Source organism: Acidicapsa ligni, assembly GCF_025685655.1.
Taxonomy (GTDB): Bacteria; Acidobacteriota; Terriglobia; order Terriglobales; family Acidobacteriaceae; genus Acidicapsa; species Acidicapsa ligni.
Genome location: NZ_JAGSYG010000007.1, coordinates 273,385 through 289,117 on the forward strand (window position 1 = coordinate 273,385; position 15,733 = coordinate 289,117).

Sequence of the window (15,733 nt, forward strand, 5' to 3'; positions counted from 1 at the left end):
TTTCAGGGCAGCGATTCTCTGCGCATTCTGCCTGATGATGGTTCAGGCGCGTGCGGCTGGTCCTCAGAAGACGCTGGTTTGTTTTGGCGATAGCATCACTGCCGGATATGGATTGAACGATGCGGTGAAGCAGGCCTATCCGGCGGTACTGGAGCGGTTGCTGACGGCGAAGGGATATTCGTATCGCGTTGTGAACCGCGGCGTGAGCGGGGACACGACCAAGGACGCCCTGGCGCGAGTGAACTCGATTGTGGCGCTGCATCCGGATGTGGTGCTGGTGGAGTTTGGCGGGAACGACGGCCTGCGCGGTCTGCCGATGGAGATCACGCGGAAGAATCTCGATGGCGTGCTGACGGCGTTACAGGCGGCGCATATTCGCGTGTTGCTGGTGGGTATTACGCTGCCGCCTAATTATGGCGCCGAGTACATCAAGAGCTTCGATGCGGTATACAGGGACGCTTCGGCGAAGCATCATGTAGCGCTGATGCCGATGCTTTACGAAGGAATCTACGCGATGCCGGGGACGGTCCAGGAGGATGGGATACATCCGACGGCGAAGGGTTCGCAGTTGATTGCGGAGCACCTTTTGCCATTTGTGATGCCGCTCCTGCGCCGGTAGCTTAGGACTTCGCTTTTTTCGACGGCTTTGACTTGCCAGAACTGTTGAGGGCAATTGCCTGGAGAATGAGCGCCTTGAAGGCGGACTCGTCCATTGTTTCTCCCTGGTGGATGTCGATCGCGCGGCGGGTGTTTCCTTCGAGGCTGGAATTGAAGAGGTGGTCGGGATCCGGCAGAGACGCACCCTTGGCGAAGGTCAGCTTCACGACACTTTTATAGGATTCGCCTGTGCAGAGGATGCCGTCATGCGACCAGACGGGCGTACCCATCCACTTCCACTCCTCGATGACCTGCGGGTCTGCTTCCTGGATGAGCTTGCGCATTCTGCTGAGGGTTTCTCCGCGCCAGTCTCCTAGTTCGGCAATTTTCTTTGAGATGAGTTCCGATGCTGGCTGGGCTTGGCTTGCGTCTGATTTTTCCATGTTTTCTTCCTGGGTCTGATTTGGAAGTTCCTGGTGAGTCTTCATTCGCTGACAGTGGGTGGTTGTGTCAGCGAGGGTTCTCTTTGAAATAACATCTGGATTTGGGGTTGTAAATGGAAAAGGGGATTGGGTTGGTGTTTTGGGAGAAGCAGATTCCCTGCGGGAATGACAGACAGAACGGCAAGGGCAAAAACAAAAGCACGGGCAAGGGCAAAAACAAAGGCAACGGCAAAAGCTTGGGGGAATGGGGAGTAAAAAGGGGGGGTATAAAACAGCAGAGCTTAGACCGTAGGGGGAGTACGGGCTAAGCTCTGCGCTTCGTGCGGCGGTTAAGCTGCACAAACTTGAAATGAAATGGCGTGATGCTTTTGAAAATTTATGGTGCGCCCAGAGAGATTCGAACTCCCGACCTGTTGATTCGTAGTCAACCGCTCTATCCAGCTGAGCTATAGGCGCACATGGGTTCGTTTCCGAACCTTCATCAGATTACCAAGAAATTGACGCTGAGGCAATGGCTGGCGAAGGCCATGTGCCTGATCTGCATAATGCTTGCGTTTATGCCTTTGCGGGAACGGCGCTGAGTGTAACCGATGGCGAGATTACAGGGACAGCGGGCGGCAGTTCGGGAAGCGGAGCCGGTGCTTCGACAGGCGGAAGTTCTTCGATGAGCTGGAGACCGGAGCGCCGGACGAGTTGTGTCACGGTTGCGGCATTGAGGCGGGTGGCATCGTATTCAACGCGCAAGGTGCTGGCAGCTCGATCGAAGGTGAGGCGGCGGATTCCGTAGACTTCACGCGTGTTGGCGAGGGCGAAGGCTTCCGTTTCGTTGGGCTGGCCGGTGTAGCGGAAGAGTATTTCTAGCTGCGTCATAGCTGCATGATACCAAGCATGGGTTGCTGAGTGGAATGATTTCAGAGTGAACTGAGATAGCTGCGAATTTCGGGCGTGCTCCAGTCTTCTGCGCCGATGAACCTGCGACGGATTTTGCCCTGGCGGTCGATGACGAAGGTTTCCGGCCACATCTCGGTGTGATATTTGGTGGCGACTGTTTCCTGGGGGTCGCGGACGGTGAGGAGATCGACGTGATGGTTGACGAGGAAGCGCTTGTAGGCGTCCTCGTCTTCGTCGATGCTGATGGCCAGTACGGCGATCTCGGGGTGCTGGCGCTGGAGTTCGAGCAAAGAAGGCAGCTCAAGGATGCAGGGGACGCACCAACTGGCCCAGAAGTTCACGAGAACGACTTTGCCTTTGTAGTCGGCGAGATGAATGTGGGTGGCGCCATCGGAGATGTTGAAGTCAGGCGCGGGTCTACCTGTCTGCGAGGGATGGTTGCCGCGGTCGCAGCCGGTGATGGCGACTAGCAGAAGTCCGCAGAGCAGCGATGAAAGTCGGAAGGTTCGCACGTACTTATAATACGGAGCTGAGGGTTGGTATGCCATGCCGGAGCCTTTGCTGGAGACGAAGATGGAAGACGCGGCACGGATGGAGCTGACGGTAATTGTTCCTGCGCGCGATGAAGAGGACTGTGTTGGGGCGTGTCTCGCGTCCCTGGTGGGGCAGTCGGATGAGTTTTTTCTACTGGGACGGGACTGGGAGTTGCTGGTGGTCGATGACGGATCGACGGACCGGACCGGGGAAATTGCCAAGGGGTTCGCCGGTGTGACCGTGATGGAACCTGCGAGACTTGAGAAGGGTTGGACGGGCAAGGCGAATGCCTGCTGGACGGCGGCGCAGCAGGCACGGGGGAGTTGGCTGCTGTTTACTGACGCCGATACGGTGCATGAGGCGGGAAATCTGCGGCGGGCTATTCACGAGGCGGAGAAGCACAAGGTGGGAATGCTGTCATATTCGCCTCGGCAACTGGTTTCGGGGATCTGGCAACGGGCGCTGATGCCGCTGGTGTTTTGCGAGCTGGCGCTTTCGTATCCGCCGGAGAAGGTTTCAAATCCCGAGCTGCGAATTGCGGCGGCGAATGGGCAGTTTTTGCTGGTTTCGGCGGAGGGATATAAGGCGATTGGCGGCCACGCTTCGGTGAAGAGCGAGATTCTGGAGGATGTCGAGCTGGCTTTTCTGGCCAAGAAGCGGAAGGTTGGACTGAGGTTTCGATATGCGGCGGATGCGCTCTCTACGCGAATGTACCGAACGACGGGCGCGATGCTTGAGGGATGGACGAAGAATCTGGCGCTGCTGTTTGGGAACTCATTGATGTTGGCGGCATGGCGGATTCTGGATGTGGCGCTGCTGGTTGGTCTACCGTTGCTGGCATGGGCTTACTGGGGCGCCGGGGTGCAGCAGCTTCCCTGGTTTACGGCAGGATGGCTGCTGGCGCTGGTATGGCTGCGGAATCTATGGCGTTTTTATGCACGGGTGGCCAAATCTAACTTCCCTGCTCTCGATGTAGCGATTTCTCCGCTGGCGCTGCCGCTGTTTGCCTTCCTGCTGTATCGGAGCTGGTTTCAGAACAAGATATTGCGGCGGGTTAACTGGAAGGGACGAACTTATTCCGCTTGAACGCTCTGTTTCATTCATTGCCTGGACGATAATTGGGAATTGAGCGGGCCGATTTTTCCTGTTCCTGGCGAAGCTTATGTATTTAATTCCTTTGTGCATCTAACTCCCTGAGGTTGTGTTTCTATGATTTTGTTGACGCGGCGGGCGACCTTTTCGGCTTCTCACTACTATTGGAATCCGGAGTGGTCTGAGGAGAAGAACATAGCGGTGTTTGGGCGTTGCGCGAACCGGAATGGGCATGGACATAACTACACGCTGGAAGTAACGGTGACTGGTGAAGTCGATCCGCTGAGCGGGTTTGTTGTGGATCTGAAATGGCTCAAAGATGTGATCGAGCGTGAGGTGCTGGATGTGTACGACCATCGGCATTTGAACAAGGAAGTACCGGAGTTTGCGGTGGCGATTCCAACTACGGAAAATATCGCCATTGCGGTATGGAAGCGGCTTGAAGCGCCTGTAAAAGCAGCAGGTGGCGCACGATTGAGCAGGGTTCGGGTGTATGAGACAGACGATATTTTTGCTGAGTATCTTGGTGAATAAGGCGGCAGACAGATGAAGGCTTATTTTTCACGCAGGTACAGGATTAGCGCCAGTCATCGACTGCACTCGGAGGCACTTTCGCCGGAAGAGAATCGGGCGGTTTTTGGGAAGTGCAACAATCCGCATGGCCACGGGCATAACTACAAGATCGAGGCGACGGTGGGCGGCGAAGTCGATGCCAATACCGGCATGGTGATCAACATGGTGACGCTTGATTCGGTGATGAAGGAGCAGGTACTCGATCGGTTCGACCATAAGAATCTCAATGATGATCCGCTGTTTGCAGAACAGGTTTCGACGACAGAGAACTTTTGCATTGCGGTGTATGAACTGCTGCAGAAGCAACTGCTACCGGCGATACTGAAGAATGTTCGGATTGAGGAGACAGAGAATAACTTCTTCGAATATTCGGGCAAATAAAAGTGTGCCTTTGGCGAGGGTTTGAGCATCATTACTCAAAGTAAGCGTCCGCATGAAGGCGGCGGACGGAAGATAAGTCAGACGGGAAGAATAAGTCGGGCGAAGGATAAGTCAGACAAAAGACAGGTCAGAGAAGGATAAGTCAATGGCGCACCCCATGGTGGTAACGAAATCTTCGAAGTCAGCGAAGGCATCGCAGGAAGTTAGCACGGTGGCCGAGGCTGGGCTTGGAGATTTTTCTACGCAGGAGTTATATCGCGAACTACTCTCTCGCTTTCACGAAGACCCGAATCGCGATGGGCTATTGGCCACCCCTGGCCGCGTGGAAAAGTCGATGGCTTTTCTGACGAAGGGCTATGAGCAAAATCCCACGCAGATTTTGCGCGGGGCTTTGTTTGATGTGGACTATGACGAGATGGTCATGGTGAAGGACATCGAGATGTACTCCCTTTGCGAACATCACATGCTGCCCTTTTGGGGCCGGGTGCATGTGGGCTATATTCCGAATGGCAAGGTAATTGGACTGAGCAAGATTCCGCGATTGATCGATGTGTTTGCGCGCAGGCTGCAGGTGCAGGAGCGGCTTACGCGGCAGATTGCCGATTCGATACAGGAGGCGATTGAGCCTCGTGGCGTGGGCGTGGTGATCGAAGCGCGGCACATGTGCATGATGATGCGCGGAGTGGAAAAGCAACAATCGACCACGGTCACATCGGCGATGGTGGGATGCTTCCACGAGCCGCAGACACGTGGAGAGTTTTTATCGCTTGTACGGCATCCGGGCGGCAGCGGCATATAGCATACGGCACCTGCTTTTCTTCCAAGCAGATAGAGTAGATATGTGAACGGATTATTGGTTGTTGATAAGTCGGGTGGAATGACTTCGCATGATGTGGTGAGCCGGGTTCGCCGGCTTACCGGGGAAAAATCTGTTGGACATCTGGGAACGCTTGACCCCATGGCAACTGGGGTTTTGCCGTTGCTGCTCGGGAAATATACGCGGCTGGCACAGTTCTTTTCTACTGCTGAAAAGACATATACCGGCACGATACGATTTGGCTTTGCTACGGATACTTACGATGCCGAGGGTATCCCGGCGGGAGAGGATTCTCTGCCCTCGTTAGAGCTGGAGCAGGTGCGGTCTGCTGCATCGCGGTTTCATGGCGAAATAGAGCAGATGCCGCCTGCGTTCTCTGCCAAGAAGGTTGGCGGTGTGCCTGCCTACAAGCTGGCTCGCGAGGGAAAACCGGTCGAGCTTAAGGCAGTGAAGATCTGCATTCATCAGTTCAGCATCGATACGCTGGAGGGCAACAGCGCCAGCTTTCAGATGACGGTAAGCGCTGGAGGATATGTGCGTTCGGTGGCTCATGAACTGGGGCAGGTTTTGGGTTGTGGAGCCCATCTGACCAGTCTGCGGCGCACGAGAGCAGGCGTGTTTGGGCTAGACCAGGCGTGGACGCTGGATGCGCTTGGCGGGCTTGGGACGGGCGTCGAGACGGCTTTGCTGCATCCGCGGAATCTGCTGGCGGAGATGCCTTGCGTGTCGGTGGATGGGATTGCGCTGGGGCGGCTGAGGAACGGGGCGCAGGTGAATCTTGCAGAGTTTTCAGATGCCGGGATGGTAAAGGTGTTTGAGGGACAGCGGGAGCTGGTGGCAATTGGAAAAAGGGTTGCCGGGACACTGTTTCAACCGATTGTGGTGATGGGTTAAGGGCGCCTCGGGTCAGGGTGTCTTCACCCTGACCCGAGGCGCTAATCTATTAAGCTACTGGTTGTTAATACAGCCGGAAGTTGACTAGAAAGTTGATCTGAACCGGAACTGGCTTGCCGGTTTTCTGGTCAATGGATGGCTTGAAGCGGTACTGCTTGACGGCTTCAATTGCCTTTTCATCCAGTCCCATACCCAGTGCGTGAGCTACGCGGACATTCTGGGGATTGCCCTGGGCATCGACAATCAGCGAAATCGTTACTTCACCCTCGTATTTGGCGCGACGGGCTTCGTCAGAGAACTCGGCTTCGACTGAGTAGATAACCTTGGGAGCGGTTACTCCGTTGCCGACCTGACGAATGCCTCCGCCAACATTGCCGCCTGTGCCGGGGCCGTAGCCATTACCGTTTCCATTTCCGAGGCCGCCGTTTTTCCCATTGCCGATGCCGCCACCGGAGCCCTGACCGTTGGAGAGGACTACGTTGTTGCTTGAGTTGAGTACACCGATGTTGGGCAGGTTGGGGTTGTCGGGAAGCTTGATGTTCTTTTGAACGTCAATTGCGGCGTCAAGTGCAATTTTGGGCTTCTCAACTTGTAGAACCTGAGGCTGAAGAAGCGGTTTGGGCTCAATTTTAGGCAGGTGCCCCTTGGAGGCGCTCAGGATGTCATGGCTACCGCCGCCACCACCGCCGCCGATGTTACCGGCCTTGGGGGTCAGGGGTTTCCAGGGCGCGATGTCGACATTCGACATTTTCAGGCTGGGAGGGATGACTTTCGCGATCTGGTGGCGGAAGGCAAAGAGCACGAGGAGCAAAACTCCGATATTGATGCCAGCGGAGATGGCGATGGACAGCGGGCTGCGCTTGACCGCCATTGGGTCTGCGACAGGAATCGGCTTGCTGGTTAGTTCAAGAGGCGGCAGTTTGGTCGGAAAAAAGACATCGTGGACATTTTCAAACAGATCGGCCCAGATGGATTTTTCTTCAAAGGCTTTGCCGAGAAATGAGTCCAGCTCGTGGCCTGTTTCGGATGAAGCTGCACTGGTTTGCGAGCCGCTCCTGAAGGCAGCGTTCGCGCCCGGATTGGCTCCGGTTTCTGCTTCGGGCGGGTTGAGTAGATCATTTGCCATAGATGCTCCCGGTTCCCATCTCCCCGGTTTGTTCTAAACGGTTCTCATTTCCGATGACGTTTGTGGGCAATAGGATGTTTCCACCCACCGAAAAGAACCCATCCAGATATTATGCGTGAGCGGTGGCGTTACTGTCTCTCCCGCATCGCGAAGCTGTTTTGTATTTCGAGGTATCTGGTATGGTTCCTGTGATTTTAGCGTCATTTCATGATTCCTGGCCCGAAGCGAGACTTCGACAATGACTTCTCTTTCACAATAGACGGTACGCACGTGAGGTAGTTACCGGATTTTTCTTCAATAGGCCGTTTACACTGGATAGTGGTCATTACAGAATCAACAACGGGAGCACGAATGTCTGCAGTACCAGAGCTAAAGTCAACACTGACATTGCCGAAAACGGATTTTCCCATGAAGGCGAATCTGCCCCAGAACGAGCCGCTGCGACTGGCGCGCTGGGCAGAGATGGATATTTACGGACAATTGCGCAAGGCTGCGGCGGGGCGGCCCAGCTATCTGCTGCATGACGGGCCTCCTTATGCGAACGGACCACTGCACCTGGGACATGCTCTGAACAAGGGCTTGAAGGATTTTGTGGTGAAGTCGAAGACGATGGCGGGCTTCGATTCGCCGTATGTGCCGGGTTACGATTGCCACGGGTTGCCGATTGAAATCAAGGTGGATGAGCAGCTTGGCCGCAAAAAGCTGGAGATGCCTGCTCCCGCCGTGTTGGAGGCCTGCCGTGCGTATGCGCAGAAGTATGTCGATCTGCAAACTTCGCAGTTTGAGCGGCTAGGCGTGTTTGGACGGTGGAACGATCCCTACAAGACGATGTCCCGCAGTTACGAGGCGCGGACGCTTGAGGCGTTCTATGGCTTTTTAGAGAAAGACTTTGTTTACAGGGGTTTAAAGCCGGTTTACTGGTGCATCCATGACCGGACGGCGTTGGCGGATGCGGAGATCGAGTACGAGCAGCATACGAGTCCCTCGGTGTATGTGCGGTATCGGCTGACCTCAGATGTTGCGGCGTTTGGGCACGAGGCTGAGGCCGCCCTGAAAGGCCGCGAGGTCTACACGATCATCTGGACGACGACTCCGTGGACGCTGCCGGCGTCGCTGGCAGTGGCTTTTCATCCAAATTTTGAATACGTGGCCTTAGCAGCCGGGCAGGATGCGGATGCTCCGGTTTACATTGTTGCAGCGGAGTTGGCTGCGAGTGTGGCTACGGCCTGCAAGCTGGCGGAGCCGACGGTACTGGCCCGTTTTCCGGGTGCGCGGTTGGATCGGGCTACATTTCAGCATCCGTTTCTTGAGCGCACAATCCTGGGTGTCAATGCCGATTATGTGACGGCGGACCAGGGTACAGGCGCGGTGCATACGGCTCCTTCGCATGGTGTGGATGACTTTTATACCGGCGTGCGATATGGGCTGGATGCGACGACACGAGTGGATGCGGCGGGGGTTATCCATCTGGATACCTCGGTTTGGTCCGGGGCGGAATTGCCTGCCTTTGACGGGAAGAAAGTCTTTGCGGCGAATCCTCTGATCATCGAATTGCTGAAGGAGCGCGGAGCCTTGATGGGGCGTGAGGATATTCATCACTCCTATCCGCATTGCTGGCGTTGCCATAATCCGGTGATTTTCAGGGCTACGGAGCAGTGGTTTATCGGGCTGGAAACGCCGGTGCTGCGCGAGGATGGTTCGGACACGACGTTTCGGCAGTTGACGATTGAGAAGATCGGCGAGGTGAAGTGGGATCCGGCGTGGGGTCAGGAGCGGATCACCAACATGATCGCCACTCGGCCGGACTGGTGCATTTCGCGGCAGAGAATCTGGGGCGTGCCGATTGCGGTCTTTCTGTGTACGAAGTGCCATGAGCCGATTCGGGATGCGGCGCTGAACAAGCGAATTGTGACCCTGTTTGAGGATCACGGCGCGGAGGCCTGGCATACGACTTCGGTCGAGGATCTGCTGGGGGCTGGGCGAGCTTGCGCGAAGTGCGGATGCACTGAATTTCAGAAGGAAATGGACATTTTGGACGTGTGGTTCGACTCGGGAACGAGCTGGTTTGCTGTGGCCGAGTCGGATCGCGAGTTGAAGGCTGCTTATGATCGTCCAGATAGAACGGTGTTGTATCTCGAAGGCGGGGATCAGCATCGTGGATGGTTCCACTCTTCGCTGCTGACTTCGGTGGCGCTGCGAGGGCGCGCTCCTTATACGAATGTGGCGACTGCTGGATGGACGCTGGATGAGTTGGGCCGGGCGATGTCGAAGTCGCTGGGCAACGGAGTCGATCCGGTGGCCGTGGCAGGGCAGATGGGCGGCGAGATCGTGCGGCTGTGGGTGGCTTCGATCGATTTTCGCGAAGACATGGCGGCGAGCGACAACCTGATGAAGCGGTGCGCGGAGATTTATCGCAAACTCCGCAATACGTTTCGCTTTTTGCTGGGGAATTTGAATGGGTTTGAGCCCCTGGAGCATGGGGTTGCGTTCGATGATCTGGAGCCCCTGGATCGATACATGCTGGCCAAGACTCGTGACCTCGCGGCGAAAGTTCTGGACTGGTACGAGCGGTTTGAATTTCACCGGATTTATCACGCGGTGAATGAGTTTGCGATTGCGGATTTGAGCGCGTTTTATCTGGATGTTTTGAAGGACCGGATGTACACGTTTGCTCCTTCTTCGCAGGCGCGTAGATCGGCGCAGACCGTGTTGTGGAAGATTACAGAGGCATTGGTGCGGTTGCTGGCTCCGATCCTGAGCTTTACGGCGGATGAGGTCTGGGGTTATCTGCCTAAGGTCGATGGCCGTGAGGCGAGTGTGCATTTGGCACTCTTCCCTGCCCTTGACTCGATTTATCCGGAAGACTCTGCTGCTTTGCTGGCGGAGTGGAAACATATTTTTGCGGTGCGCGACGCGGCCATGCTGGTGCTTGAAGAGGCACGGCAGGAGAAGCGCATTGGCAAGGGCCTGGAGGCGGATGTCGAGATTCAGGCTACGGGCGATTTGCTGGGCCTGCTGCAACGACATGCCGGGGGATTAAAAGAGATTTTGAATGTCTCGGGGGTAAGAGTGCTTGAGGGCCCGGCGCTATCGGTTGCTGCTCTGCCTGCTTCTGGCACGAAGTGCAGCCGGTGCTGGAATTTCATGCCGGTCGTGGATAACTATGGAGTGTGGGAGAGCGTCTGCACGCGCTGCTCCGAAGCTCTGACTGCGATGGGTGTTGAGCCGCCTGCGGCTGAGGTGAACGCGTGAGTCAAACGAGAGGATCGCGACTTCCCTGGCTGCTGCTGATCTCGGTGATTGTCGTTGCGTTGGATCGCTGGAGCAAGGAGTGGATTGTGCGTCATCTGGAGATTGGCCAGGCGATCACGGTGATTCCACGGGTGTTTCGAATCACGCATGTGCTCAATGACGGCGCGGCTTTTTCGTTGTTCGCAGATTCGGCTTCGCCGGAGCATGTGCGGTGGGGGTTGATCGCATTTTCGGTCGTGGCGTCGTTTGCTGTTTTGATTGCGCTGATTCGGATAGGCACGCGTTTCAGCACGACCACGTTGGCGTTGGCGCTGGTGCTGGGCGGAGCGGCGGGCAATGTTTATGACCGCATCCGTTTTGCTTCGGTCGTGGATTTTCTCGAGGTGCATATCATTCACTACCACTGGCCCGATTTCAATGTGGCTGACTCTGCAATTGTGGTGGGGGCATGTTTGCTACTGCTTGATTCAATCCTGCCGAAGAAGGCAGCGGTTACGCATCTGGGCTGAGCAGTGGCTATGATTGGTAATGCGATTGAGATGCCGATTGGCACCGCTGATTGGCATTGCTTTACAGGTTGAATGTGGGATGAAACATTCACAGAATGCTTGCTCATGGTTGCTCGGCATGTTAACTTCCGATCAACCATGAATCTTCAACGCGCTGTTTTGCTCCTATGCTGTTACCTTGTGTGTGCTTCGTACGTTCAAGCTCAGAACTCTAAACCTACCGCTGCAATCCTCGCTGGAAAATTGATTGATGTGCGCACTGGCGATGTGAAAAGCCATGCCTACATCCTGCTTACCGGTGACAGAGTACTTTCCATTTCAGATAAGGCTCCTGGCGGCGTGCCGGTAACGGATCTCTCTGCCTATACGGTATTGCCAGGACTGATCGATGCTCATGGGCATATTCTCTCTGACCCTACAAGCCAATCTGCTGCCACTGAATTGCGGGAGACTTACGCGCAGGCGACGTTGTGGGGTGTCTACAACCTGAGGCTCTGGCTGGACCATGGGTTCACCGCTGTTCGCGATGCCTGCGAAGGGCCGACTGATTATCCGCAATTTGCGCTACGGGATTCGGTGACACGAGGGATGATCCAGGGGCCACGTATCTCCGCTGCAGGAAGCTGCATTTCACTGACGGGCGGCCATGGCGATGGATTCCCATTCTCGCCTGATCTTGGGTTGCCAAGGGGCGCAAATATCGCGGATACGCCGGATGAAATTGCGCGCGTGGTTCGACGGGACATCAAGTATGGCGCGGACTGGATCAAGTTGATGGCTACCGGTGGCGTGATGGATCCTATCTCGGATTATCACGTGGAGGAGCTGAGTGAGGCGCAGATGGCGATGGCTGTCGAGGTGGCGCATCGCGCAGGCAAGAAGGTGATGGCGCACGCTGAGGGTACGACAGGCATCAAGGCTGCGGTGCGGGCCGGTGTGGACTCCATTGAGCATGGAACGATGCTGGATGAAGAAGGCGCGAAGCTGATGGAAGAGCACGGAACATGGCTGGTACCGACGCTTTATTGCTTCCAGCACGATATGGAAACGGGATTGTCAAAGGGACGCGAGCCGGAGTCATTTGCCAAGGGGCAGGAGATTCTGGCGGCGCAGGGACCGGCATTCAAACTAGCATTGGCGCACCACCTCAAGATTGCTTATGGCGTGGATGACAGCGATGTGGATGAGTCTGTTTCGCGGGAGTTTGGCGCGCTGGTGGCAGGTGGCATGACAACCCTGGGAGCACTGCAGGCAGCGACGATCAATGCGGCGACTCTGCTGGGCAAGGATAAGGAATTTGGATCCATTGAACCTGGACATTACGCAGACATCATTGCTGTTTCCGGCGATCCTCTGGCAGACATCAAGGTGATGTATGACGTGAAGTTTGTGATGAAGGGTGGAAAGATTATCAAGGACCCAGCTCATCCTGACCGAAATGTAGTTGCGCGCATCCACTAGACGCATAGCGACAGTCTGACTTCATTAGCATCTGTCGTGGATGTGTCCATACCTCGTAAGTAAAACCCGATAGTGATGCTTTTGTGGACTGCGTAATGGATCGTGATTGTGATATTCCTGATCTTCAGAATCCTATGATTTTGACGATGGTGGAGTATGTCCGACGCAAATGGTGAAGTGACGCGATTGCTGGAACGCTGGCGGAAAGGTGATCCTGAAGTTTTGGAAAACCTTATCCCGCTGGTGTATGAGCAATTGCATCGGATCGCCAAAGGCTACATGCGTCAGGAGCGCGACGATCACACGCTACAGCCAACAGCGCTGGTGAATGAGGTGTATCTGCGGCTGCTGAATCAGCACAAGATCACCTGGTATGACCGCGTACATTTTTATACTTTCGCAGCGCGGATGATGCGCAACATATTGAAAGACCATGCGCGAGCCCATCTGGCGGAACGGCGCGGCGGACCGGGAGCTATTCGACTGCCACTCTCGGATGAGTTGGCGTGGGTAGGCACGTCGTCTGCGGACATTCTGGATTTGAATCGCGCGCTTGATCGCCTGGAACAGCTTGATCAGCGAAAGGCTCACCTGGTTGAGCTACGTTTCTTTCTCGCACTGACGATGGAGGAGACTGCCGAGGTGCTCTCGATTTCATTGGCTACTGCGGAACGCGATCTGAAATTTTCAAGAAGCTGGCTTTATCACGAATTGAAGTCTACGCCGAAAGGGACCGCGTAGTGATGCAGACATTCAAGACGCGAAGATGAATGCAAGACAAAGGGCCGACTTCTTTATGTAGAAGCCGGCCCTTTGCATTTGATCAAAATTATTCGGTATAGGTCATTATTCTGTGTAAGTCCAAGTCAGGATGTCCTGCGTGGATGTGTAGGCTCCGGTGCTGCCAGTGAATCCAACAAACGCCGTGGTGGCGCCGACAACGGAAGGAATGTTCACCGTGTATGCGTGAGTGAATACTTCTTTTGTCGTGAGGTCGGTCATGGTCTGTGTGAGAGTTGTTCCGTTATATACGAGATGAACCTGGATCGTGTGTCCACCATGCAGGTTGATCTGGCTTGTCGGCATGGATACCGAAGGAAGCGTCGGTACAGCTCCATTGGTGTAAATTCCGGTTGAGTTGGAACCCTCGCCTGCGTTGTTGTAGAGGTCGAATTTAATGGCCACGCTCTTGGTGATGCCACCGTAGCCAAGAGATGCGCCATTGCCGCCAGAGGCCCAGTTGCCCGCCGGTGCGTTCTGGATCACAAAGGTAAAGCCGTCTCCGGAAGAGGTAGGAAGCTGGAAGGTAAAGTCCGTGGTGAAGTTGCTAACGGATACCTTCTTCGAAAACCAGGCAGCTGAGATTTGTCCTGATGCACCATCGGTGAGACGAAGCGCGTTCCCTGCAAAAGCCGCATTCCCTCTTAGAATGATTTCTGTTCCAGCTACACCTGTGGCGAATGCCGGTGTTACCGTGGTGATCGTGTAAGTAGCGGGAGCAAGCGCACTGTTTGTCATTCCGCTGCGGGTGGCAATTGCCTGCACTGTCTCGCTTGCATTCACGGTAATTGGTGCCGTGTATCGGGCGGATGAAGTGGTCGGTGTTGTGCCGTTGGTGGTGTAGTAAATTATCGCGTCGGGAGTTGAGTCCGAGATTGTAACGGCAATCGCGCCGGAGAATGTTCCGGTTGCATGGCTGAGTGTGGGAGCAGCTACTACCATTACAAGGCTGTAGCTGGCTATGGCGACTGCGCTGCTTTTGTCCCCTGCCGCGACAGCAATTGCGTGAATTGTTTCAGAGGCGCTTATTTTGAATGCACCGGTATATTTAGTCGATGCCGTGGTTGGTGTGGCGCCGTTGGTGGTGTAGTAAATTGTCGAACCGGCTGCAGCATCCGCAATGGCCACAGTCTGGGCTCCATAATAGGTGCCGCTTGCAAGGCTGAAGACCGGTGTAGTCGTTACCGAGCTGATGATATAGGCCGCTGTTGCAACGACGCTATTTTTATAGTTCGTCAAAACAGCAACAGCGTGTATTGTCCCGGTTGCAGAGACCTTGATCGCAGCAGTGTACTTCGTAGAGGACGTGGTCGGTGTACTGCCATTGGTGGTGTAGTAGATGGTTGCGCCAGCAGTTGCATCACTCAATGTCACGCTCTGCGCGCCGGTATAGGTTCCTGCTTTTATGCTGAAGGCCGGTGTAGCAGCCTCTAAGGTGTAACTCGACGTCGCTACTACACTGTTGGCAAAGCCTCCCAAGATAGCAATCGCATGAATTGTTTCAGTGGTTGCTACCTTGATCGCGGCAGAGTATTTAGTCGATGCTGTGGTTGGCGTGGATCCGTTGGTGGTGTAGTAGATCGCGGCCCCAGCAGTCGCATCTTCTATTGTGACGGTTTGTGCGCCGCTGTATGTACCGCCGGCCACACTGAAGGTCGGCGTAGCAGCGACCAGGGTATAACTCTCTGCCGCAATTGCGCTGTTGGTGTAACCCTTCAGGATTGCAATTGCACGAATTGTTTCACTGGACGCTACCTTGATTGCAGCAGTGTATTTTGTCGATGATGCTGTCGGTGTAGTGCCGTTGGTGGTGTAGTAAATTGCGGCTCCAGCGCTCGCGTCCTTTATTGTGACGGTTTGCACACTGGAGTATTTACCACCAGCAACGCTTAGAGTTGGCGTGCTCACGATGTCGGTTATGGTGTAGGTTGCCGCTGCGATTGCGCTGTTTTTGTAGTGCGTTAGAACAGCTATCGCATGAATCGTTTCTGTTGCGCTTACCTTGATTGCACCCGTGTACCTGGTCGAAGATGTTGTTGGGGATGTGCCATTCGTGGTGTAGTAGATGGCTGCGCCCGATGTAGAGTCGCTTATCGTTAGTGTCTGCGCTCCGTTATACACGCCACCTGAGAGGCTAAAGACCGGCGTTGCGGCTGTGGTCTGAATCGTATAAGCAGCGGTAGCTACAGGACTAGTCACAATTGAACCGGCAGCGAGTTGCACGGATGATGTAGTTGTTATAGCAGCAATCGCCTTCAGGGTTGCAGTCGAATTTACCTTAACAGGAGCCGTATACCTGGTAGATGCGGTGTTTGGTGTTGTGCCGTTTGTTGTGTAGTAGATTACGGCTCCTGCTGTGGTGTCGCTGATGGTTACGGTCTGA

General features: G+C 55.1%; 15 protein-coding genes and 1 tRNA gene. 10 read left to right on the plus strand and 6 right to left on the minus strand.

The window, feature by feature from the left end:
• The first annotated feature begins 34 nt into the window (after positions 1-34).
• Complete coding sequence (locus tag OHL19_RS20795; protein ID WP_263359757.1) at positions 35-619, plus strand: arylesterase; 585 nt, start codon at positions 35-37, stop codon at positions 617-619.
• A gap of 1 nt (position 620) precedes the next feature.
• Here the strand turns inward: OHL19_RS20795 and OHL19_RS20800 are convergent, their stop codons facing one another.
• The 4 genes from OHL19_RS20800 to OHL19_RS20815 all read right to left on the minus strand — a co-directional run bounded on the left by OHL19_RS20800 (position 621) and on the right by OHL19_RS20815 (position 2,479).
• Positions 621-1,040: a DUF1801 domain-containing protein gene (locus OHL19_RS20800; protein ID WP_263359758.1), complete on the minus strand. Its 420-nt coding sequence runs from the start codon at positions 1,038-1,040 to the stop codon at positions 621-623.
• Between the two features lie 379 nt (positions 1,041-1,419).
• Positions 1,420-1,496: transfer RNA gene (locus tag OHL19_RS20805), tRNA-Arg, on the minus strand.
• Between the two features lie 99 nt (positions 1,497-1,595).
• Positions 1,596-1,910, minus strand: a complete 315-nt coding sequence (locus tag OHL19_RS20810; protein WP_263359759.1) for a hypothetical protein — start codon at positions 1,908-1,910, stop codon at positions 1,596-1,598.
• A 41-nt stretch (positions 1,911-1,951) separates the two neighbouring features.
• On the minus strand, positions 1,952-2,479 hold the full coding sequence (locus OHL19_RS20815; protein WP_263359760.1) for a TlpA family protein disulfide reductase: 528 nt from the start codon (positions 2,477-2,479) through the stop codon (positions 1,952-1,954).
• Between OHL19_RS20815 and OHL19_RS20820 the strand changes: the two genes are divergently transcribed.
• The 5 genes from OHL19_RS20820 (at position 2,478) to truB (ending at position 6,222) form a co-directional block, all read left to right on the plus strand.
• A complete protein-coding gene (locus OHL19_RS20820; RefSeq protein WP_263359761.1) occupies positions 2,478-3,551 on the plus strand; it encodes a glycosyltransferase in 1,074 nt (357 codons plus the stop codon). The genes OHL19_RS20815 and OHL19_RS20820 overlap by 2 nt on opposite strands.
• 123 nt (positions 3,552-3,674) lie before the next feature.
• Positions 3,675-4,091: a 6-pyruvoyl trahydropterin synthase family protein gene (locus tag OHL19_RS20825; protein WP_263359762.1), complete on the plus strand. Its 417-nt coding sequence runs from the start codon at positions 3,675-3,677 to the stop codon at positions 4,089-4,091.
• Positions 4,092-4,103: 12 nt separating this feature from the next.
• Positions 4,104-4,511, plus strand: coding sequence for a 6-carboxytetrahydropterin synthase (locus OHL19_RS20830; protein ID WP_263359763.1), 408 nt, complete (start codon positions 4,104-4,106; stop codon positions 4,509-4,511).
• Positions 4,512-4,656: 145 nt separating this feature from the next.
• Positions 4,657-5,310: a GTP cyclohydrolase I FolE gene (gene folE, locus OHL19_RS20835; RefSeq protein WP_263359764.1), complete on the plus strand. Its 654-nt coding sequence runs from the start codon at positions 4,657-4,659 to the stop codon at positions 5,308-5,310.
• Between the two features lie 42 nt (positions 5,311-5,352).
• Entirely contained in the window at positions 5,353-6,222 is an 870-nt protein-coding gene (gene truB / locus OHL19_RS20840; RefSeq protein ID WP_263359765.1) for a tRNA pseudouridine(55) synthase TruB, read from the plus strand.
• Positions 6,223-6,286: 64 nt separating this feature from the next.
• On the opposite strand, the gene OHL19_RS20845 is transcribed toward truB, so the two are convergent.
• Positions 6,287-7,348: an energy transducer TonB gene (locus tag OHL19_RS20845; protein WP_263359766.1), complete on the minus strand. Its 1,062-nt coding sequence runs from the start codon at positions 7,346-7,348 to the stop codon at positions 6,287-6,289.
• Positions 7,349-7,699: 351 nt separating this feature from the next.
• Here OHL19_RS20845 and ileS point away from each other — a divergent pair, with 351 nt between their 5' ends.
• The 4 genes from ileS to OHL19_RS20865 all read left to right on the plus strand — a co-directional run bounded on the left by ileS (position 7,700) and on the right by OHL19_RS20865 (position 13,311).
• A complete protein-coding gene (gene ileS / locus OHL19_RS20850) occupies positions 7,700-10,600 on the plus strand; it encodes an isoleucine--tRNA ligase (protein ID WP_263359767.1) in 2,901 nt (966 codons plus the stop codon).
• A complete protein-coding gene (gene lspA, locus OHL19_RS20855) occupies positions 10,597-11,109 on the plus strand; it encodes a signal peptidase II (RefSeq protein ID WP_263359768.1) in 513 nt (170 codons plus the stop codon). Before ileS ends, lspA begins: the two co-directional genes overlap by 4 nt.
• A gap of 252 nt (positions 11,110-11,361) precedes the next feature.
• Positions 11,362-12,570, plus strand: coding sequence for a metal-dependent hydrolase family protein (locus OHL19_RS20860; RefSeq protein WP_263359769.1), 1,209 nt, complete (start codon positions 11,362-11,364; stop codon positions 12,568-12,570).
• A gap of 156 nt (positions 12,571-12,726) precedes the next feature.
• A complete protein-coding gene (locus OHL19_RS20865) occupies positions 12,727-13,311 on the plus strand; it encodes a sigma-70 family RNA polymerase sigma factor (RefSeq protein ID WP_263359770.1) in 585 nt (194 codons plus the stop codon).
• Between the two features lie 105 nt (positions 13,312-13,416).
• Here OHL19_RS20865 and OHL19_RS20870 read toward each other — a convergent pair.
• A partial coding sequence (locus tag OHL19_RS20870; protein ID WP_263359771.1) for a chitobiase/beta-hexosaminidase C-terminal domain-containing protein occupies positions 13,417-15,733 on the minus strand: 2,317 nt, incomplete at its 5' end.